Raw genomic sequence first — 17,780 nt, 5'->3', positions numbered from 1 at the left:
TCTGCGGACGCGGGGCCGCGAGCGGGTACGGTCAGTCGCCCACGTACGCCGCGAGGTGTTCGCCCGTGAGGGTGGAGCGGGCGGCGACCAGGTCGGCCGGGGTGCCCTCGAAGACGATCCGGCCGCCGTCGTGGCCCGCGCCGGGGCCGAGGTCGATGATCCAGTCGGCGTGCGCCATGACCGCCTGGTGGTGCTCGACGACGATGACGGACTTACCGGAGTCGACAAGTCGGTCCAGCAGTCCGAGCAGTTGCTCGACGTCGGCGAGGTGCAGGCCGGTGGTCGGCTCGTCGAGGACGTACACACCGCCCTTGTCGCCCATGTGGGTGGCCAGCTTGAGCCGCTGCCGCTCGCCGCCGGACAGGGTGGTGAGCGGCTGGCCGAGGCTGAGGTAACCGAGACCGACCTCGGCGAGCCGGACGAGGATCCGGTGCGCGGCCGGGGTGCTCGCCTCACCCTCGCCGAAGAACTCCACGGCCTCGGTCACCGACATCGCGAGCACCTCGCTGATGTCACGGCCGCCGAGGTGGTACTTCAGGACCGCGGCCTGGAACCGCTTGCCCTCGCACTCCTCGCAGGGAGTGGCCACGCCAGCCATCATCGCCAGGTCGGTGTAGACGACTCCCACGCCGTTGCAGGTGGGGCAGGCGCCCTCGGAATTGGCGCTGAAGAGCGCCGGCTTCACGTCGTTGGCCTTGGCGAACGCCTTGCGGATCGGGTCGAGCATTCCGGTGTACGTCGCCGGGTTGCTGCGCCTGGAGCCGCGGATCGCGCCCTGGTCGATCGACACCACGCCCTCGTCGTCGTGGATCGAACCATGGACGAGCGAGCTCTTCCCGGAGCCGGCGACACCGGTGACGACGGTGAGCACACCGAGAGGAATGTCGACGTCGACGCCCTGGAGGTTGTGCGCCGTCGCGCCGCGGATCTCCAGCGATCCGGTGGGCTTGCGGGCCGTCTCCTTGAGGGTGGCCCGGTCGTCGAGGTGGCGGCCGGTCACGGTGTCACTTGCCCGCAGCCCCTCGACCGTGCCCTCGAAGCAGACGGTGCCGCCCGCCGTGCCCGCGCCGGGGCCGAGGTCGACGACGTGGTCGGCGATCGCGATGGTCTGCGGCTTGTGCTCCACGACGAGCACGGTGTTGCCCTTGTCCCGCAGCCGCAGCAGCAGGTCGTTCATCCGCTGGATGTCATGGGGGTGCAGACCGATGGTGGGCTCGTCGAAGACGTAGGTGATGTCGGTGAGCGAGGAGCCGAGGTGGCGGATCATCTTGACGCGCTGCGCCTCGCCGCCCGACAGGGTGCCCGCGGGCCGGTCGAGCGAGAGATAACCGAGACCGATCTCCACGAACGAGTCGAGGGTCTGCTGCAGTGCGGCGAGCAGCGGCGCCACCGACGGCTCGTCGAGGCCGCGGACCCATTCGGTCAGGTCGCGGATCTCCATCGCGCAGGCGTCGGCGATGCTGACCTTCCCGATCTTCGACGACCGGGCCCCCTCACTGAGCCGGGTGCCGTCGCACTCGGGGCAGGTGGCGAAGGTGACCGCCCGCTCCACGAACGCCCGGATGTGCGGCTGCATCGCCTCCTTGTCCTTGGACAGGAACGTCTTCTGGAGCTTGGGGATCACTCCCTCGTAGGTGAGGTTGACGCCGTTGACCTTGACCTTCATCGGCTCCCCGTAGAGGAAGTCCTGAAGCTGCTTCTTGGTGTACTCGCGGATCGGCTTGTCCGGGTCGACGAGGCCGGACTGGGCATAGACCTGCACGGTCCACTGGTTGTCCGACTTCCAGCCCGGGATGGTGAACGCGCCTTCGGAGAGGGACTTGGAGTCGTCGTAGAGCTGGGTGAGGTCGATGTCGGAGACGGAGCCACGGCCCTCGCAGCGCGTACACATGCCGCCGGTGCGGTTGAAGGTGGCCTTCACCGTCTTCTTGGCGCCGCGCTCGACGGTGATCGCCCCGCTGGCACGGACCGAGGCGGTGTTGAAGGAGTACGCGCTGGGCGGTCCGATGTGCGGTGTGCCGAGGCGGCTGAAGAGGATGCGCAGCATCGCGTTGGCGTCGGTGGCGGTGCCGACGGTGGAGCGCGGGTCGGAGCCCATCCGCTGCTGGTCGACGGTGATGACGGTGGTCAGCCCGTCGAGGACGTCGACCTCGGGGCGGGCCAGTGTGGGCATGAAGCCCTGCACGAAGGCGCTGTAGGTCTCGTTGATCATCCGCTGCGACTCGGCGGCGATCGTGTTGAACACCAGCGAGCTCTTGCCCGAGCCGGAGACACCGGTGAACACGGTCAGGCGGCGCTTGGGGATCTCGATGCTGACGTCTTTGAGGTTGTTCTCGCGCGCGCCGTGCACGCGGATCAGGTCATGACTGTCGGCAGCGTGCGGCGCGGGCGACCGCGTGTCGGTCCTCGGGGCCATGCTCATCATGTCTCCATCTGTTGATCTGCTGCTCTGTCGATCTGTCGATCCATAGATCCGATCTATCGATCCATAGATCTGTCGACCTGCTGCGTTCGCCGGACCGCTCAGCGCCGTTCCTGGATGCGGATCATGTTGCCCGCGGGATCGAGGAAGGCGCAGTCCCGGACGCCGTACGGCTGCTCGGCCGGTTCCTGGACGACCTCGCCGCTGCCGGCCGCCCTGACCCGCTCGAAGGTGGCGTCGAGGTCGGGGGTGGCCAGGAGGATGCCCGCGTACGCGCCCTTCGCCATCATCTCCTCGACGGTCCGGCGCTCGTCGTCGGTGACGCCGGGGTCGGTGACCGGCGGCTCCAGGACGATGGACGGGCCGGACCTGCCGGGGGCCCCGACCGTGATCCAGCGCATCGTGCCGTGTCCGACGTCGTCGCGGACCTCGAAGCCGAGGGCGTCCCGGTAGAAGGCCAGGGACGCGTCCGGATCGGTGTGCGGGAGGAAGCTCGCGTACAGGGTGACGTCCATGGCAGTCACGCTAGACGCGGCAGTGGGATCGGCGCTTCTCGATTCCTGATCGATCCCGCGCCCGGTGCCCGGTACTCGGTGCCCGGTGTCGCGTGTCGGGTGTCGGGCCTGCGGCCCTATGGGCGTGTGGTGGTGATGCGGGTGATCGCCTCAAGGGTCAGGGCGCGGTCGTGGGGCTCGTTGTCCAGGGCCCGGTGCAGGGTCAGCCCTTCGATCAGGGCGTCGAGTTGGCGTGCCGTCGCCGGGTCGAAGTGCTTCTCCAGATGCGTGCGGCTGCGGCCCATCCACTCATGGGTGAGTTCCCGGTAGACCGGCCGACGGGCGGCGAGGGTGTACAGCTCCTGGGTGAGTACGAGGTCGCGCTGGCTCCCCTCCGACAGGGCGTGGACGAGATCCGTCACGGCCTGCCGGGCCTGGTCGCGGTCGGCCGGAGCGGCGAGGTGGGCGTCGAAGACGGCGACGATGTGGTCGGCGAAGCGGGTGAACGCCTCCCGCAGCAGCTCGTCCATACCGCTGAAGTGGTAGGTCATCGACCCCAGGGGGACACCGGCACGCGCGGCGATCTTCCGGTGGGAGACATGGGCGATCCCCTCCTCGGCGATGAGGTCGAGGGTCGCGGCGATGATGCGTTCGCGGCGTTGCGGGTCGGTGTGTCCGGTGGCCATGGCGGAAGCCTTCAGAGGGTGCGGACCGGGCGGGCGGGGTTGCCGACGGCGACAACATTGGCCGGCACGTCCTTCGTCACCACGGCGCCGGCGCCGATGACGGAGTTGTCTCCGATACTCACACCGGGCAGCACGATGGCGCCTCCCCCCAGCCACACGTTGTTCCCGATGGTGATCGGCCGGGCGGCTTCCAGCTTGTCGCGCCGGGGCTCCGGCTCCAGGGGGTGGGTGGGGGTGAGCAGTTGGACGTTCGGGCCGATCTGGCAGTCCTCGCCGATGGTGATCGCCGCGACGTCCAGGGCGGTCAGGTTGTAGTTGACGAAGGTGCGCGCGCCGATGGTGATGTTGCTGCCGTAGTCGACGTACAGCGGCGGCCGCACATGTGCGTCGGGCCCCAGGGAGCCGAGCAGTTCGGCGAGGATCGGCCGGGCCGCCTCGGTGTCCTCGACATAGGCGGCCTGATAGCGGGCGGCCAGCCGCACGGCCCGCTCGTACCGGCGGATGATCTCCGGGTCGTCGGCGATGTAGTGATCGCCCGCCAGCATGCGTTCGAGGTTCGTACGGGGATCCTGGGCGAAGTAGTCCGTCGACATGCGTACGATCGTACACTCAACGGTGCCGACAGAGGTGGCTACGGGCGGCTCCCTGGCTCAGCCGCCGGGCCGAGCGGGATCCGTGCCTTCACCCGCACGGAACCGCAGGTGGTCCTCGGCCGCCCGCCCGAACGCGTCGACCGTGTGGGAAGCCCGGCCGATGTCCGCCGTGAACTACGGCCGCTGTCGGGTCAGTTCGCCAGTAGTCGTGACCGTGGCTACTTGCGCACGTGGAAGCGCAGCATGGTGACTCCGCCCGACTGGATGTTGCTGAACGGTTCCAGGTCGATCCGGTCGAGGCCCGGCGGGGTGAAGCGGACGCCGTCGCCGAGCAGCACCGGCAGCACGTACACCAGGATCTCGTCGACGAGGCCGCGGTGCAGGCACTGCGCGGCCATGTCGGCGCCGAGGATCTCCAGGTTCTTGTCGCCGGCGGCGTGACGTGCCCTCGCCACGGCTTCCTCGATGTCGCAGGTGAGGAAGGTGACCTGCGGGTCCGGCTCGTCGGGCGGGCGGTGGGTGAGGACGAACCGCGGCCCGCCGTCGTAGTCGGGGTTCTCGTCGGACATACGCTTGCCGACCTCGTACGTTCCCCGGCCGATGAGCATGGCACCCGTGGCCGCCATGACCTCCGGGAACGTCGCCGACGTCATGTGCTCGAAGATCCAGTCCATCGTGTGGCCGGGACCGGCGATGAACCCGTCGAGGGACATCACCCTGTTCACGACGACTTTGCCGGTGCTCGCATCCGTCATGCGTCTTCTCCCAGCGGGTGGAGGGCCTTGGACCGCATCATAGGCCGGTGAGCGACATCGTCCTGGGCGCCTAGCCACGACCGGGACCCGTCCGATGGCGCCACCGCGGTGTTCATCGACGTACTCATGCCGTGCATGTGCGCGGAACGGGTACTCAACGGCGCCCGGGCTGCAGCACTCCGGCGAGCAGCAGCACCAGCAGGCCGGCGAAGGGCACCACGAGCAGGCCCACTCGCAGACTGGCCGCGTCCGCGACGAGTCCGACGACCGGCGGGGAGAGCAGGAAGCCGAGCCGCATGAGCCAGGACACGATGGCCAGTCCCGAACCGGGCTTGAGGCCGGGCAGTTCGTCGGCTTCGTGCATCGCCGCGGGGACCAGCGTCGCCACGCCGAACCCTGCCGCGGCGAACCCGAGGATCGTGCCGGGCACCGTGGGCACGGCCAGCGCCAGGCCCATGCCGGCCACGACGATGAGGCCGCCCGTGCGGGCCACCGTGCGCTGGCCGAACCGGTCGACGAGCCGGTCGCCGATGATGCGGCCCACGAACTGGGCCCCGACCAGGGCGATGTAGCCGGAGGCGGCCAGCGTCACCGACGCGGACAGTGAGCCGGAGAGGTAGAGAGCGGCCCAGGAGTTGCCCGCGTCCTCGACGAGCGTGCCGGCCGTGGCGATGAGCACGAGGGCGCCCAGCACGTACGCGGTACGCCGACCCGGCGTCGGACGCCGCACCTGCCGCTGCCCACGGCTGTCGGGGCCGGACTTCGCCGCCGAGTCCGTCGCCGATCCGGTGTCCGCCTCGGGGCCGGCCACCGCATCGCCCGCGGTCTCGGGCTCGGTCTCGGGACCCGGCAGGCAGAACCGCAGGGCGACGCACGCGGCCACCGCGAACACCACCGCCGAGATCGTCAGGTGCTGCCCGCGGGAGAGGTCGAGCGCTATCGCCGCCGCGGCCATGGATCCGCCGGCGACGGCGCCGATGGACCAGATCGCGTGGAAGGAGTTGATGATGGAACGTCCGTAACGTCGCTGCACACGCAGTCCGTGGGCGTTCTGCGCCACATCGGTGACCGCGTCCATCGCTCCGGCCAGGAACAGCGCCGCCGCGAACAGCACCACCGAGTCGGCCAGACCCGCGACGAGGATGCCCGCGCCGGTCAGCAGGGTGCCTGCCACCGCCGCCCGCGCGGAGCCCATGCGGCGGATCACCACTCCCGCGGCGAGACCGGCCGCGATGGCGCCCGCGGGGAACGCGGCGACGGCCAGACCGTAGGCCGCGTTGCCTATGCCGAGATCCGCCTTGATCTGCGGATACCTCGGCAGCAGGTTGGCGAACAGGGCTCCGTTGGTGAAGAACAGCACGGCGACGGCCACCCGGGCCCGCCGTTCGGCCGACGCGGGCCGGGGCAGTACGTCAACAGTCATGGGCGTGAGCCTATAGCGGGAGCGTACGAACGTACACTCTTGACTCTCGGCAGGTCAGGACGTACGGCGGGGCGGTCGCGACACACGGCGGAGCACGACCCCGGGCGGGCGGGACGTACGGCGGGGCGGGACGTACGGCGGGGCGGGACGTACGGCGGGGCGGGACGTACGGCGGGGCGGGACCGGCGTGTGCGCCGGTCCCGCCCCGTCCCGTCTCCGTGCGGCCTGCCCGGTGACCTACTTGCTCGCCGCGAAGCGCATCAGGGCCTGCTCGTCGCCCTGCTTGATCTTCCCGGTCTCGTTGATCACCTGCAGCTTCCAGGCCCCACCGACCCGGATGGCCTTGGCGACGGCGCAGCCGTTGTCGTTGCTGAGGAGGCTCGGCCAGATGTCCGCGACCTGCTGGGTGCTGCCGCCGCTGGCGTCGTACACCTTGAAGCTGATGTTCCGCGCCTTCTGGAAGGAGCTGCTCTTCTTGTAGGCGGCGGCGACGAAGACAATCGAGGTGATGTTCGCCGGGACCCGCGCGAACTCGACGGTCACCGTCTCGTCGTCACCGGCGCCCTTGCCGGTCTGGTTGTCGCCGGTGTGCACCAACGAGCCGTTGCCCAGCGGGTCCAGGGAGTCCAGACCCGCCAGTCGTACCGGGTCCGAGCCCTGCATGGCGATGGCGATCAGGTCGAGGTCCGTGCCGGTCTTCTGGCGCAGCTTGCCCATCAGTCCGCCGCTGCTGCCGACGGTGGGGTCCCAGGACACCCCGATCGACAGATGGGTCACTCCGTCGAGATCCGCCGGGCCGTCTTCCTTCGTAAGCGTGATCATGCGTGTTCCTCTTGATCGTGAGAATGCCTAGATGCAGTGTGCCTGCCCCGGGTCGCACCACATAGCCCGGGACCCACACGAATCACCAGATCCCCGCACCCCTCGGGTCACAGGCACCCCGATCCGACCATCGGGGATCCGCTCCGGCCGCCCGGCACGCCTCACTGCCCGGCCTGGATGTCCCCCCGCGTGGAGGACGCGATCGTCTCGCGGTGGGCGAAGTCGCCCGGGGGGATGCCGGGGTGGTGGCCGAGCACGGTCGATGGTTCCGTGGCCGAGGGCGCGAGGGTCAGGCGCGAGACGATGCGGTAGCGGTCGCCGCGGTAGATCGAGTGGACGTATTCGACGGGGCGGCCGGTGGTGTCCGAGGTGAGCCGTTCGAAGAGCAGCGCCGGGGACAGTTCGGGGACGTCGAGCAGTTCGGCCTCGGCCCGGGTGACGACGGTCGGTTCGATCGCCTGCACGGCCTCCTGGACGTGTACGCCGTGCTGTTCGCGCAGATGCTCGTAGAGGTCGCCTGCTTCCAGTTCCTCGGCGGACAGGGTGGGGACCAGATCGGCCCTGATGTGCAGGTGCTCGATGGCCATCGGGGCCCCGTCGACCAGGCGCAGCCGTGCCACGTACACGATCTCGGCGGCGGGTGACATCCGCAGTTTGCGGCCCACGCGTGCGCCGGCGGCGAAGGTGGTGAACTCCAGCAGGCGGCTCGACCAGGCTCCGGAGGCCTGAGGCGCCGTCATGGCCTGCTGGCCGGAGACGAGCTCCTGGGTGATCTTCTCGGGGGCCACGAACATGCCGCGGCCGTGTTCCCGTACCAGGAGCCCCGCGGCCACCAGTTCGTCGACGGCCGCGCGCAGGGTCGGGCGGGACACCCCCAGCCGGGCGCACAGGGAGCGCTCGGAGGGGATCGCGTCACCCGGGCTGCGTGACTCGACGAGGTCGAGGACGAAGTCGCGGACCCGCTCCCGTTTCAGTACCGCGCCCGACGCGTCGTCCTTCATGCCGCTCCCGCCCTCATACCGCTCCCCCTCATGCCGCTCCCCCATGCTGTGCCCCTCATACTGCCGTGCGCGACATCCCCTTTACCAGTTGACCAGTTGGCGCGCGCAGTGTCACTCCTGGTGGGGCGAAGTGTAACCGCTGTCTATGGACCGGCACCCGAGCTCTGCCTCGCTCGGACGTCAACAACCCATGCAGCGCAAGGGGTTGACGCCGTCGATTGGTCTATGCCAGTTTCATCCCCGCATCGAGAGGTGAGCTGTCCAGTGGGCTTCACTGGTCAGGTGGTCCGCTCATGTCCTCCAGAGGTGAACCGTGAAGCTCCGCTTGTTCGCCGGTGTGTCCGCGCTCGTCGTGACCGCCGGGCTGAGTGCCTGCAGCAGTTCCTCCGACGGCGGTTCCGGCGGGAGCACCGCCATCGACGTGTGGCTGATGCGCGACAGCGTCTCGGACCAGTTCCAGAAGGACTTCGTCGAGGGCTTCGAGGCCGCTCACCCCGACATCGAGGTCAAGGTGCAGATCCAGGAGTGGGACGGTATCGGCGAGAAGGTCACGGCGGCCCTCGCCAGCAGCGACGCACCCGACGTCATCGAGACCGGCAACACCCAGGTCGCCCAGTTCGCCCAGAGCGGTGGCCTGCTCGACCTCAGCGACAAGGTCGGCGAACTCGGCGGGAAGGACTGGCTCAAGGGCCTCGCCGAGCCCGGCGCCTACGACGGAAAGCAGTACGGCATCCCGTACTACGCCGCCAACCGCGTCGTCATCTACCGCACCGACCTCTTCGAGAAGGCGGGCGTCGACCCGGCCGCGATCAAGACCCGCGACCAGTGGATCGCCGCCACGAAGAAGCTCAACACCGGTGGTACACAGGGCATTTACCTGCCCGGCCAGAACTGGTACACCCTCGCGGGCTTCGTCTGGGACGAGGGCGGCGACCTCGCGACCGAGTCCGGCGGCAAGTGGAAGGGCTCGCTGGACACCCCCGAGGCGCTCCGCGGCATGGAGTTCTACCAGGAGCTGCAGGCGCTCGGCCGGGGCCCCAAGGACTCCGACGAGGCCAATCCCCCGCAGGCGGACGTGATGGCCAAGGGGAAGGTCGCCCAGATCGTCTCGTCCCCGGGCGGCGCCAACACGGTCGTCGAGAACAACCCCGCGCTCAAGGACAAGCTCGGCTTCTTCCCGATCCCGGGGAAGACCGCGGACACCCCCGGCGCCGTCTTCACCGGCGGCTCGGACCTCGTCATCCCCACGGCCTCCGCCAAACAGGACGCGGCCTACACCTTCGTCAAGGAACTCACCGGCGACACCTGGCAGAAGAAGCTCGCCGTCGCCATGAGCTACGTACCGAACAAGACCACCCTGTCCGACGCGGTCGCCGCCGACCCGGGCGCCTCGGCCATGGCGGTCGGCGCCGCCCAGGGGCACGCCACGCCCAACACACCCGGGTGGGCCGCCGTCGAGGCGAAGAACCCGATCAAGGACTATCTGACCGCCGTACTCACCGGTGGCGACGCGCGGAAGGAAGCGGCCAAGGCGTCCGAGGCCATCACCACGTCGATGAACTCCGGCACCTGAACCCGCCGGGCCTCCGACCCGCCGCCACCGGGTCCGGCAGGTTCCCGAAGCGGTCGGTCGCTTACCGCCCGGCCCCCGAACCGTCCTCGCACCGGGCGTCCGCGCCGGTGCCGTGCTGGAGGAAGTGTGCCGTGACGGCCGTCCGAGAGCAGACCGCGTCCCATCCCCCGCCGAGCGCCGGGCGCCCCCGGCGCTCCCCCGGCCCAGGACCGCGCCGCCCGTCGAAGGACGGCGGGCCCGGTGTCTGGCCGTACCTCCTGATCGCGCCCGCCGTCCTCGGCTCGCTCTACCTGCTCGTCTATCCGCTGGTGCGCGCCGTGGTGATCTCGCTGCAGGACTTCGGACTGCGTCAACTCATCCTGGGCGACGCACGGTTCGTCGGACTCGACAACTACGGGACGCTGCTCGGTGACAGCCGCTTCTGGGAGGTCGTGCGCCGCACCTTCCTCTTCATGGCGGTCAACGTCGTACTGATCATGGTGCTGTCCACCCTGGTCGCGCTGATGATCGAACGGCTCGGCCGCTTCGGCCGGATCGCGGTCCTCAGCTCACTCGTACTGACCTGGGCGATGCCCGTCATCGCGGCGACCACCGTGTTCCAGTGGCTGTTCCACTCGGAGTTCGGCATCGTCAACGCCGTCCTGACGGACCTGGGGTTCACGTCCTTCGACCGCTACGCCTGGTTCGCGCACGGACCGGCCGCCTTCGCCATCCTGGTCGCCCTCATCGTGTGGCAGTCCGTGCCGTTCGCGGCGATCACCCTGTACTCGGCCCTCACCACCGTCCCCGCCGAACTGTACGAGTCGGCGCGGCTCGACGGGGCGTCGGGGATCCGGATCTTCCGGTCCATCACCTTCCCGGTCGTGCGGCCGATCTTCCTGCTGGTGTTCTCGCTCGAAGTGATCTGGACGTTCAAGGCGTTCGTCCAGATCTGGGTGATGACCAACGGCGGCCCCGGCGACGCGACCACGATCCTGCCCGTGTACGCGGTGCAGACCGCCCTGTCGAGCCAGCGCTACGACCTCGGTTCCGCGGCCTCCATGGTGACCGTCGTGCTGATGTCGGGCGTGCTCGTCCTCTACTTCCGCCAGATGTTCCGCCAGGAGGACGAGCTCGCATGAGCACCACCCGGCCCCGCCTGCGCCGCATCCCCCTCAGTGCCGCCGCCGTCGTCACGGTCGCGCTCTGTCTGTTCCCGGTCTACTGGATGGTCGCGACCGCGTTCACCCCGGCCCGCGACATCCAGTCCGACAGCCCGCGGCTCGTCCCCCGGACCTGGACGCTCGACCACTTCCGCACCGCTGTCGGCGCCGACGGCTTCGGCCTGTTCTGGCGCAACAGCCTCCTCGTCACGCTGAGCGCCGTCCTGCTCTCCCTCGTCATCGCGCTCGGTTCCGCCTACGCGGTCGCGCGGATGAGGTGGCGGGGGCGCCGGCAGTTCATGCTCATGGTCTTCATCGCCCAGATGGCGCCCTGGGAGTCACTGATCATCCCGGTCTACATCATCTCCCGGGACACCCACATGCTGGACCGGCTGCCGACCCTGACCCTCGTCTACTTCATGATGACGCTGCCCTTCACGGTCATCGTGCTGCGCGGCTTCATCGGCACGATCCCGCCGGAGCTGGAGGAGTCCGCGCAGGTCGACGGCTGCACCCGGCTCGGCGCGTTCCGGCACATCGCGTTCCCGCTGCTGGCACCGGGGCTCATGGCCACCTCGCTCTTCGGCTACATCACCGCCTGGAACGAGTTCACCTACGCCAACTTCCTCATCATCAAACAGCAGGACAACCGCACCCTGCCCGTGTGGCTGTCCTCCTTCCAGAACGTCTTCGGCACCGACTGGGGCGCCACCATGGCCGCCTCGACCCTCTTCGCGGCCCCGGCGCTCGTGGTGTTCCTGCTGCTCCAGCGCCATGTCACGGTCGGCTTCGCCGCCGGCGCGGTCAAGGGCTGACACCCCCAGCCACTCCCCCACGTGCTCCCCGTGCACTCAGCTCCGGAGGCGATCCGTGCCCGCACAGTCACCCGCGCTCACCCTCATCCCCCGCCCCACCGAAGCGATACTCCGGCCGGGATACTTCACGCTCGACGCCGACACCTCGCTGCGTATCGGCGACGGCGCCGAACCGGCAGCGGAACTGCTGCGCACCCTCCTCACCCCCGCGACCGGGTTGCCCCTGCGCCCTTCCCCGGACGGGCAGTTCACCCTGGCGCTCGACTCCGGCCTCGGCGAGCTGGGCGAGGAGGGGTACGCGCTCACCGTCGACCCGCACGCCGTGCTGCTGCGGGCCGCGCACCCCACCGGCCTGCTGCACGGCATCCAGACGGTCCGTCAACTCCTGCCTCCTGCCACCCTGTCGGCGGACCCGCAGCGCGTCACCCGGTGGCCGCTGCCGTGCGCCGACATCACCGACGTCCCGCGTCACCCCTGGCGCGGCGCCATGCTGGACGTGGCACGCCACTTCCAGCCCGTCTCCTACGTGCGCCGGTACGTCGACCTCCTCGCCCTGCACAAGATCAGCGTCTTCCATCTGCACCTCACGGACGACCAGGGCTGGCGCATGCCGGTCGCCGCCCACCCCAAGCTCACCGAGATCGGCGGCCACCGCGCCGAGTCCCAGCGGGGCCCGGCCGGCAGCGGCACGTACGACGGGATCCCGCACGGCGGGGCGTACACGCGGGGTGAACTGACCGACCTGGTCCGGTACGCCGCCGCCCGCGGTGTCACCGTCGTGCCGGAGATAGAGATGCCCGGGCATGTACGCGCCGCCCTCGCCGCCTATCCGTCCCTGGGCAACCACCCGGAGCGCACCCTCGACGTGTGGACGCGTTGGGGTGTGTGCGACACCGTCCTCGGTGTCCACGACGAGGTCCTCGACTTCTGCCGCGGTGTCCTCGACGAGGTCATGGACGTCTTCCCGTCGCCCTACATCCACCTCGGCGGCGAGGAGTGCCCGACCGGTGAGTGGACGCACAGCGCCGCCGCACGCGAAAGGGCGGCGATCGAGGGCCTGTCGGGCCCCGAGGCGCTGCACGGCTGGTTCCTCGGGAAGGTCGGCGAGCACCTCGTCCGGAACGGGCGGCGGCCGGTCGGCTGGGCCGAGACGGGGGCCGAACTGCCCGCCGAATTCACCGTGATGACCTGGCGCGACCCGGCCCACACCCTGACGGCGGCCCGCCGCGGCCACGGTGTGATCAACGCCCATCACCGGGCCACCTATCTCGACTACGCCCAGTCCGACGACCCGAAGGAGCCGCAGGCCCAGCCCGGAGCCGTCGTCGACCTGCGCGCCGTCCATGCCCACGACCCGGTGCCCGAACACGCGGACACCGAGGCCGCCGCGCGGGTGCTCGGTACGCAGGCCCAGCTGTGGACCGAGTTCGTCACGACGCCCGCGCACATCGAGTACCTCACCTATCCACGCCTGTGCGCCCTCGCCGACCGCGGCTGGAGCGGCGCCACCGACTGGACCGACTTCCGGTCCCGGCTCGACGGGCACACGGCCCGGCTCGACGCGCTCGGCGTCCACCACCACCCCTGACCCCACTCCCCCCTGGAGAGGAACCACCATGAGATTCACCAAGAACAGGCTGCGCGCCACCGCGCACACCGCCGTCGCGGTGGCCATGGGCGCCGCCGCGCTCACCGCACTCCCGGCCACCGCGAGCGCGGCAGCCGACGGACTGAGCGTCCAGTACCGTACGAGCGCCACCGGAGCCGGCGCCGACCAGGCCGAGCCCTGGTTCAAGGTGAAGAACACCGGTACCGCGAGCGTGCAGTTGAGCGGCGTCAAGGTCCGGTACTACTTCAAGGCCGACTCGGCGGGCGCCACCTACCGCTTCGCCTGTTCCTGGGCCGTCAAGGGCTGCGCCAACGTCACGGGCACCTTCGGCACGCTCGCCAACCCGACCGCCACGGCCGACCGCTACCTGGAGATCGGCTTCACCTCCGGAGCCGGTTCCCTCGCTCCCGGCGCCGACACCGGTGACCTGCAACTGCGCTTCCACCAGTCGTCGTGGGCCTCGCTGAACCAGAGCGACGACTACTCCTTCGGCGCCTCCCAGACGTCGTACGGCGACTGGTCCAAGGTCACCGCGCAACTGGGCGGCACCACCGTGTGGGGCCAGGCGCCCGCGGGCAACGGGCCGACGGATCCGCCCACCGACCCGCCGACCGATCCTCCGGCCGACGCCGCCACCCTGTTCGACGACTTCAACTACAGCGGCTACAGCGACCCGAGGATCTCGGCGAACGGCTGGAGCGTCCGCTCCAACTCCGGTGGTCCCGGCGTGCCCGGCGCCACCTGGGCGCCCGACAAGGTCACCTTCGCCAGCACGGGCGGCAACTCGATCATGAACCTGGAGACGTCGACCGCCGGCACCGCGGCGAGCACCAAGCACACCGAGATCCTCACCAAGGCGACGAAGTTCAAGAACGGCACCTACGCGGCACGGGTCCGGTTCAACGACGCGCCCAAGTACGGGCCGGACGGCGACCGCCTCGTCCAGACGTTCTTCACCATCAACGACCTCAAGGCACCGCTGGCGGACGACTACTCCGAGTACGACTTCGAGTACCTGCCCAACGGCGGCTGGGGCGAGCCGTCCAACATCCTCTACACGACGTCCTGGGAGACCTACCAGGCCGAACCGTGGGTGGCGGTCAACGAGCACACCGAGGCGAGGCAGAGCTTCAGCGGCTGGCACGACCTGGTGCTGACCATCGACAACAGCACCATCAAGTACTACGTCGACGGGCAGCTCTTCGGCACGCACGGCTCCGCGTACCTGCCGGAGCGGCCCATGTCGATCAACTTCAACCAGTGGCTGATCGACCTCGCGGGCCAGACCAGCACGACGGCAAGGGCGTACGACCAGCAGGTCGACTACGTGCTGCACGTGAAGGACCAGGTCCTCACGCCGGCCCAGGTCACCACGAGGCTGAACGCCTACCGCAGCGCGGGCACCACCTTCCAGGACACCGTGCCCGGCAGTTGACCGCCCGGCCTGGCCCTGGCCTCCGGCGGCTCGTCAGCCGTCGGAGGCCAGCCGGTCCAGCCACTCCCTCAGCAAATGCTGTTCCGCCCCGCTGAGGACCGACTGCTCGGGCAGCGTGGCGCGCAGGGCCCGGGCGGCACCCGCCGGGCCCACCTCCTGCACGGCCGGCTCCTCGTTGGTGACGGCGGTGACCATGGACTCCCGGAGGATGGTCAGCAGGGCCGGGTCGCGCCGGTCCACCGGCAGGGACAGCCAGGTGAGCACCGCGCCACGGGCCGTGGCGTGGATGAGCATGGCCGCGAGCTCCTCGCCGACCCGGAGGCGGCCACCGGCGGCGAGGCGGCGGATACGGCCCATCAGGATCTCCATGCCGGCCTTGAACGCGGCCGATGTCGCCCTGGTGGGCTCGCTGTACATCAGCGTGTACAGCGCGGGATTGGCCAGCCCGAACTCGACCGCAAGGTCCCACCCCGCCCGCAGGTCCTCGATGAGGTCCTGCGGGTCGGGGTCGACGTGTTTGGCCGCGAGGAAGGTCGCGAAGCCGTGTTCGGCGACCGCTTCGAGGAGCCCGTCCTTGTCGCCGAACAGCCGGTAGATGGCCGGCGGCTGCAGGCCCGCCGCGACCGCGACCGCACGCGTGGTGACGGCGTCGCGGCCCTCGCGTGCGAGCAGATCGGCGGCGGCCTCGATGACGCGCTGCCGGGTCTCGACGGCGCCCCCGTCCCTGGTGCGTGGTGGTGAAGGCATATATCAACGATACCGCATTGGCGTTTCCGGCGCTAATATCGATGATATGCTCGAAACGTTTCCACTGGAACGCCATCACGCCATCACGCCATCTCGGCACACAGCACTGGAGCGCAACATGATCATCGTGACCGGAGCCACCGGCCTGCTCGGACGTCAGATCGTCGAGCGACTGCTCACCCTCGTACCGGCGGACAGGATCGGCGTCAGCGTCCGCGATCCGCGGAAGGCTCAGGCGCGGACGTTCGCCGAGCAGGGGGTACGGGTCCGGCAGGGCGGCTTCACCGACGCCGCGAGCCTTGCCCACGCCTTCGAGGGCGCCACCCAGGTGCTGATCGTCTCCGTCGACAAGATGGGCGACGAGGCCGTACGGCAGCACCGCGCCGCGATCGACGGGGCCGTCGCCGCAGGTGCCCGCCGCATCCTGTACACCAGCCACATGGGAGCCGACCCCTCGTCACGCTTCCAGCCCTGCCGCGACCACGCCGCCACCGAGGAGGCGCTGCGCGCGTGCGGCGTACCGTTCACCTCCCTGCGCAACGGCTTCTACGCCTCCAGCGCGCTGCAGTTCCTGGGCGACGGCCTGCGGACCGGCGAGGTCGCTCTCCCCGCGGACGGGCCCGTGAGCTGGACCGCCCACGCCGACCTCGCCGACGCTGCCGCCGCCGTCCTGGCCGACGAGGGCCGCTTCGACGGGCCCACTCCGCCGCTCACCGCGGGCCAGGCGCTGACCTTCGACGACATCGCCCGTATCGCCGCGGACGTCACCGGCCGCTCCTTCACCAGGAGCACCGCAACGGACGACACGTTCCGGCAGCAGTTGATCGGCCACGGTGTGCCCGCCGGGGCCGCGGACCAACTGCTCGGCGTGTTCACCGCGGCCCGCGCGGGGGAGTTCGCCGCGGTGGACCCGACGCTGGCCAAGCTGCTCGGCCGGGAGCCCATCGCCCTGAGCACGGCCCTGAAGGAGCTGTGGCTCAACTCGGTCTCTTAGCAGTGGGGTTGGCGGAAATTCCGCGCGTCAGCCGATCGCCCCTCAGGGCCGGGCCCTCGGCCAGAACTCGTCCGAACGGTCGAGGTCCCACTCCCCCGTCCTCCCACCGCTGTCCACCGTTCGTTGACTCCTGTCGCCACCTCCCTCAACGAAAGGCTGAGCCGAGCACACCCCAGGACTCGACCGCATGTGTACGGGGGAAATCGACCGGCTGATCGATGACATGCGCCAGGAGGGCTGAAATACTGAGCCCCAGCAAATTCGGCCGCGTTTTCCGGAACAGCGTGGCTTTCACGCCGGTCTCTCCATGACGCAGCACATCGCGCAGCACACAACGGGGGAACAGCTTGCGGATCAACATTCTGGGACCTGTGTCCATCAGCGCGAACGGCACGCACCACACCATACGTGCCAATAAAGTACGGGCATTTCTCGCCCTTCTCGCGCTGGAAGCCGGCCGGGCCGTGTCGAATGAGGATCTGGCGGAAGAACTGTGGTCCGGGCAGTCGGTGGGCAACACCCGAAACGCCTTACAGGCGCACGCCACGCGACTGCGCAAGGTGATCGTCGGCTCCGCCCAGCAGCGTCAGGGCGCCTCCGTCCTGCGGGCCGTGCACAACGGCTACCTCCTCGAAGTGCCGCCCGAGTGCGTCGACAGCAACAGGTTTCTCGACTTGGCCGCGCGCGGGGCCGCCGAGTTACCGGTCCGCCCGGAACGCTCGCTGGAGCTCCTGCAGCAGGCTCTCGGGCTCTGGCAGGGGCCCGCGCTGCTCGACGCCGGTGACGGGCTACGGGCCCGCGGCGCGGCGGCCCTCTTCGACGAGCGCCGACTCACGGCCTGGGAGAACCTGGTCAGCGCCTATCTGGCCGTGGGAGACGACGCGGGCGCCATCGCGGAGCTGCGCCAGCTGGTCGCCCGGTACCCGCTGCGCGAGCGGTTCTGCGAACTGCTCATGCTGGCGCTGTACCGGACAGGTCGGCAGGGAGAGGCCCTTGACCTGTTCCAGCGGGCCAGAAGGCAACTGGACGAGGAGCTGGGAGTCCGGCCGGGCGCCCTGCTCCAGCGCCGCCACACGGAGATCCTCGCCCAGGACCCGTCACTGACGCTCCCCTCCGCGGTCATACCGGGCCGGCGGGAGCCCGCGACCGCCAGAAACTGACGTGTACGGGACCGCACCTTCCGTGCGGCCTGTATTCCCCTCAGCCATTTCGGGATTTCGGGATCACTGTTCTCCGAAATTGCTCTCACGGAATATTTGAACCGTCAGC

General features: G+C 69.8%; 17 protein-coding genes. 7 read left to right on the top strand and 10 right to left on the bottom strand.

Translation table 11 applies throughout. From position 1 onward, the window contains the following. Positions 1–31: 31 nt before the first annotated feature. The 8 genes from IE278_RS00780 to IE278_RS00745 all read right to left on the bottom strand — a co-directional run bounded on the left by IE278_RS00780 (position 32) and on the right by IE278_RS00745 (position 8,196). Positions 32–2,422 carry an ATP-binding cassette domain-containing protein gene (locus IE278_RS00780; protein WP_189768977.1) on the bottom strand — a complete coding sequence of 797 codons (2,391 nt, stop codon included), beginning with the start codon at positions 2,420–2,422 and terminating at the stop codon, positions 32–34. Between the two features lie 101 nt (positions 2,423–2,523). Continuing rightward, on the bottom strand, positions 2,524–2,937 hold the full coding sequence (locus IE278_RS00775) for a VOC family protein (RefSeq protein ID WP_189767645.1): 414 nt from the start codon (positions 2,935–2,937) through the stop codon (positions 2,524–2,526). 116 nt (positions 2,938–3,053) lie between these two features. Then, positions 3,054–3,602, bottom strand: a complete 549-nt coding sequence (locus IE278_RS00770) for a TetR/AcrR family transcriptional regulator (protein ID WP_189767643.1) — start codon at positions 3,600–3,602, stop codon at positions 3,054–3,056. A gap of 11 nt (positions 3,603–3,613) precedes the next feature. Next, the gene (locus IE278_RS00765) at positions 3,614–4,195 is read right to left on the bottom strand and encodes a sugar O-acetyltransferase (protein ID WP_189767641.1); all 582 of its coding nucleotides are present in this window, start codon (positions 4,193–4,195) and stop codon (positions 3,614–3,616) included. A 218-nt stretch (positions 4,196–4,413) separates the two neighbouring features. Further along, positions 4,414–4,950: a dihydrofolate reductase family protein gene (locus tag IE278_RS00760; RefSeq protein ID WP_189767639.1), complete on the bottom strand. Its 537-nt coding sequence runs from the start codon at positions 4,948–4,950 to the stop codon at positions 4,414–4,416. 154 nt (positions 4,951–5,104) lie between these two features. Beyond that, on the bottom strand, positions 5,105–6,373 hold the full coding sequence (locus tag IE278_RS00755) for an MFS transporter (RefSeq protein WP_189767637.1): 1,269 nt from the start codon (positions 6,371–6,373) through the stop codon (positions 5,105–5,107). A 237-nt stretch (positions 6,374–6,610) separates the two neighbouring features. Then, positions 6,611–7,195: a TerD family protein gene (locus IE278_RS00750; protein ID WP_189767635.1), complete on the bottom strand. Its 585-nt coding sequence runs from the start codon at positions 7,193–7,195 to the stop codon at positions 6,611–6,613. A 161-nt stretch (positions 7,196–7,356) separates the two neighbouring features. Further along, on the bottom strand, positions 7,357–8,196 hold the full coding sequence (locus tag IE278_RS00745) for a GntR family transcriptional regulator (RefSeq protein ID WP_189768974.1): 840 nt from the start codon (positions 8,194–8,196) through the stop codon (positions 7,357–7,359). Positions 8,197–8,509: 313 nt separating this feature from the next. Here IE278_RS00745 and IE278_RS00740 point away from each other — a divergent pair, with 313 nt between their 5' ends. The 5 genes from IE278_RS00740 (at position 8,510) to IE278_RS00720 (ending at position 14,770) form a co-directional block, all read left to right on the top strand. Continuing rightward, positions 8,510–9,769: an extracellular solute-binding protein gene (locus IE278_RS00740; protein ID WP_189767633.1), complete on the top strand. Its 1,260-nt coding sequence runs from the start codon at positions 8,510–8,512 to the stop codon at positions 9,767–9,769. A gap of 131 nt (positions 9,770–9,900) precedes the next feature. Then, positions 9,901–10,890 (top strand): carbohydrate ABC transporter permease, encoded by a 990-nt coding sequence (locus IE278_RS00735; protein WP_189767631.1) that lies wholly within the window; start codon positions 9,901–9,903, stop codon positions 10,888–10,890. Further along, positions 10,887–11,726, top strand: coding sequence for a carbohydrate ABC transporter permease (locus IE278_RS00730; protein ID WP_189767629.1), 840 nt, complete (start codon positions 10,887–10,889; stop codon positions 11,724–11,726). Before IE278_RS00735 ends, IE278_RS00730 begins: the two co-directional genes overlap by 4 nt. 55 nt (positions 11,727–11,781) lie before the next feature. Continuing rightward, the gene (locus IE278_RS00725) at positions 11,782–13,314 is read left to right on the top strand and encodes a beta-N-acetylhexosaminidase (RefSeq protein WP_189767627.1); all 1,533 of its coding nucleotides are present in this window, start codon (positions 11,782–11,784) and stop codon (positions 13,312–13,314) included. Positions 13,315–13,342: 28 nt separating this feature from the next. Continuing rightward, the gene (locus tag IE278_RS00720) at positions 13,343–14,770 is read left to right on the top strand and encodes a cellulose binding domain-containing protein (protein ID WP_189767625.1); all 1,428 of its coding nucleotides are present in this window, start codon (positions 13,343–13,345) and stop codon (positions 14,768–14,770) included. Positions 14,771–14,803: 33 nt separating this feature from the next. Here IE278_RS00720 and IE278_RS00715 read toward each other — a convergent pair whose 3' ends face one another. Then, the gene (locus IE278_RS00715) at positions 14,804–15,517 is read right to left on the bottom strand and encodes a TetR/AcrR family transcriptional regulator (RefSeq protein ID WP_189767623.1); all 714 of its coding nucleotides are present in this window, start codon (positions 15,515–15,517) and stop codon (positions 14,804–14,806) included. Positions 15,518–15,635: 118 nt separating this feature from the next. Here IE278_RS00715 and IE278_RS00710 point away from each other — a divergent pair, with 118 nt between their 5' ends. Continuing rightward, positions 15,636–16,511: an NmrA family NAD(P)-binding protein gene (locus tag IE278_RS00710; protein ID WP_189767621.1), complete on the top strand. Its 876-nt coding sequence runs from the start codon at positions 15,636–15,638 to the stop codon at positions 16,509–16,511. A 145-nt stretch (positions 16,512–16,656) separates the two neighbouring features. On the opposite strand, the gene IE278_RS00705 is transcribed toward IE278_RS00710, so the two are convergent. Beyond that, the gene (locus IE278_RS00705) at positions 16,657–16,905 is read right to left on the bottom strand and encodes a hypothetical protein (protein ID WP_189769124.1); all 249 of its coding nucleotides are present in this window, start codon (positions 16,903–16,905) and stop codon (positions 16,657–16,659) included. Between IE278_RS00705 and IE278_RS00700 the strand changes: the two genes are divergently transcribed. Next, a complete protein-coding gene (locus tag IE278_RS00700; RefSeq protein WP_265647205.1) occupies positions 16,883–17,671 on the top strand; it encodes an AfsR/SARP family transcriptional regulator in 789 nt (262 codons plus the stop codon). The two genes, IE278_RS00705 and IE278_RS00700, sit on opposite strands and share 23 nt — an antisense overlap. The last annotated feature ends 109 nt before the right edge of the window (positions 17,672–17,780 follow it).

It is taken from the genome of Streptomyces tauricus (genome assembly GCF_014650955.1).
In the GTDB taxonomy this organism is placed as follows: domain Bacteria; phylum Actinomycetota; class Actinomycetes; order Streptomycetales; family Streptomycetaceae; genus Streptomyces; species Streptomyces tauricus.
This window is presented reverse-complemented; position numbering and strand designations above follow the sequence as displayed.

Bases quoted from the DNA above. Each gene is read 5' to 3' on its own strand.
- IE278_RS00780 (WP_189768977.1), bottom strand. From the start codon at position 2,422: ATGAGCATGGCCCCGAGGACCGACACGCGGTCGCCCGCGCCGCACGCT.
- IE278_RS00775 (WP_189767645.1), bottom strand. From the start codon at position 2,937: ATGGACGTCACCCTGTACGCGAGCTTCCTCCCGCACACCGATCCGGAC.
- IE278_RS00770 (WP_189767643.1), bottom strand. From the start codon at position 3,602: ATGGCCACCGGACACACCGACCCGCAACGCCGCGAACGCATCATCGCC.
- IE278_RS00765 (WP_189767641.1), bottom strand. From the start codon at position 4,195: ATGTCGACGGACTACTTCGCCCAGGATCCCCGTACGAACCTCGAACGC.
- IE278_RS00760 (WP_189767639.1), bottom strand. From the start codon at position 4,950: ATGACGGATGCGAGCACCGGCAAAGTCGTCGTGAACAGGGTGATGTCC.
- IE278_RS00755 (WP_189767637.1), bottom strand. From the start codon at position 6,373: ATGACTGTTGACGTACTGCCCCGGCCCGCGTCGGCCGAACGGCGGGCC.
- IE278_RS00750 (WP_189767635.1), bottom strand. From the start codon at position 7,195: ATGATCACGCTTACGAAGGAAGACGGCCCGGCGGATCTCGACGGAGTG.
- IE278_RS00745 (WP_189768974.1), bottom strand. From the start codon at position 8,196: ATGAAGGACGACGCGTCGGGCGCGGTACTGAAACGGGAGCGGGTCCGC.
- IE278_RS00730 (WP_189767629.1), top strand. From the start codon at position 10,887: ATGAGCACCACCCGGCCCCGCCTGCGCCGCATCCCCCTCAGTGCCGCC.
- IE278_RS00720 (WP_189767625.1), top strand. From the start codon at position 13,343: ATGAGATTCACCAAGAACAGGCTGCGCGCCACCGCGCACACCGCCGTC.
- IE278_RS00715 (WP_189767623.1), bottom strand. From the start codon at position 15,517: ATGCCTTCACCACCACGCACCAGGGACGGGGGCGCCGTCGAGACCCGG.
- IE278_RS00710 (WP_189767621.1), top strand. From the start codon at position 15,636: ATGATCATCGTGACCGGAGCCACCGGCCTGCTCGGACGTCAGATCGTC.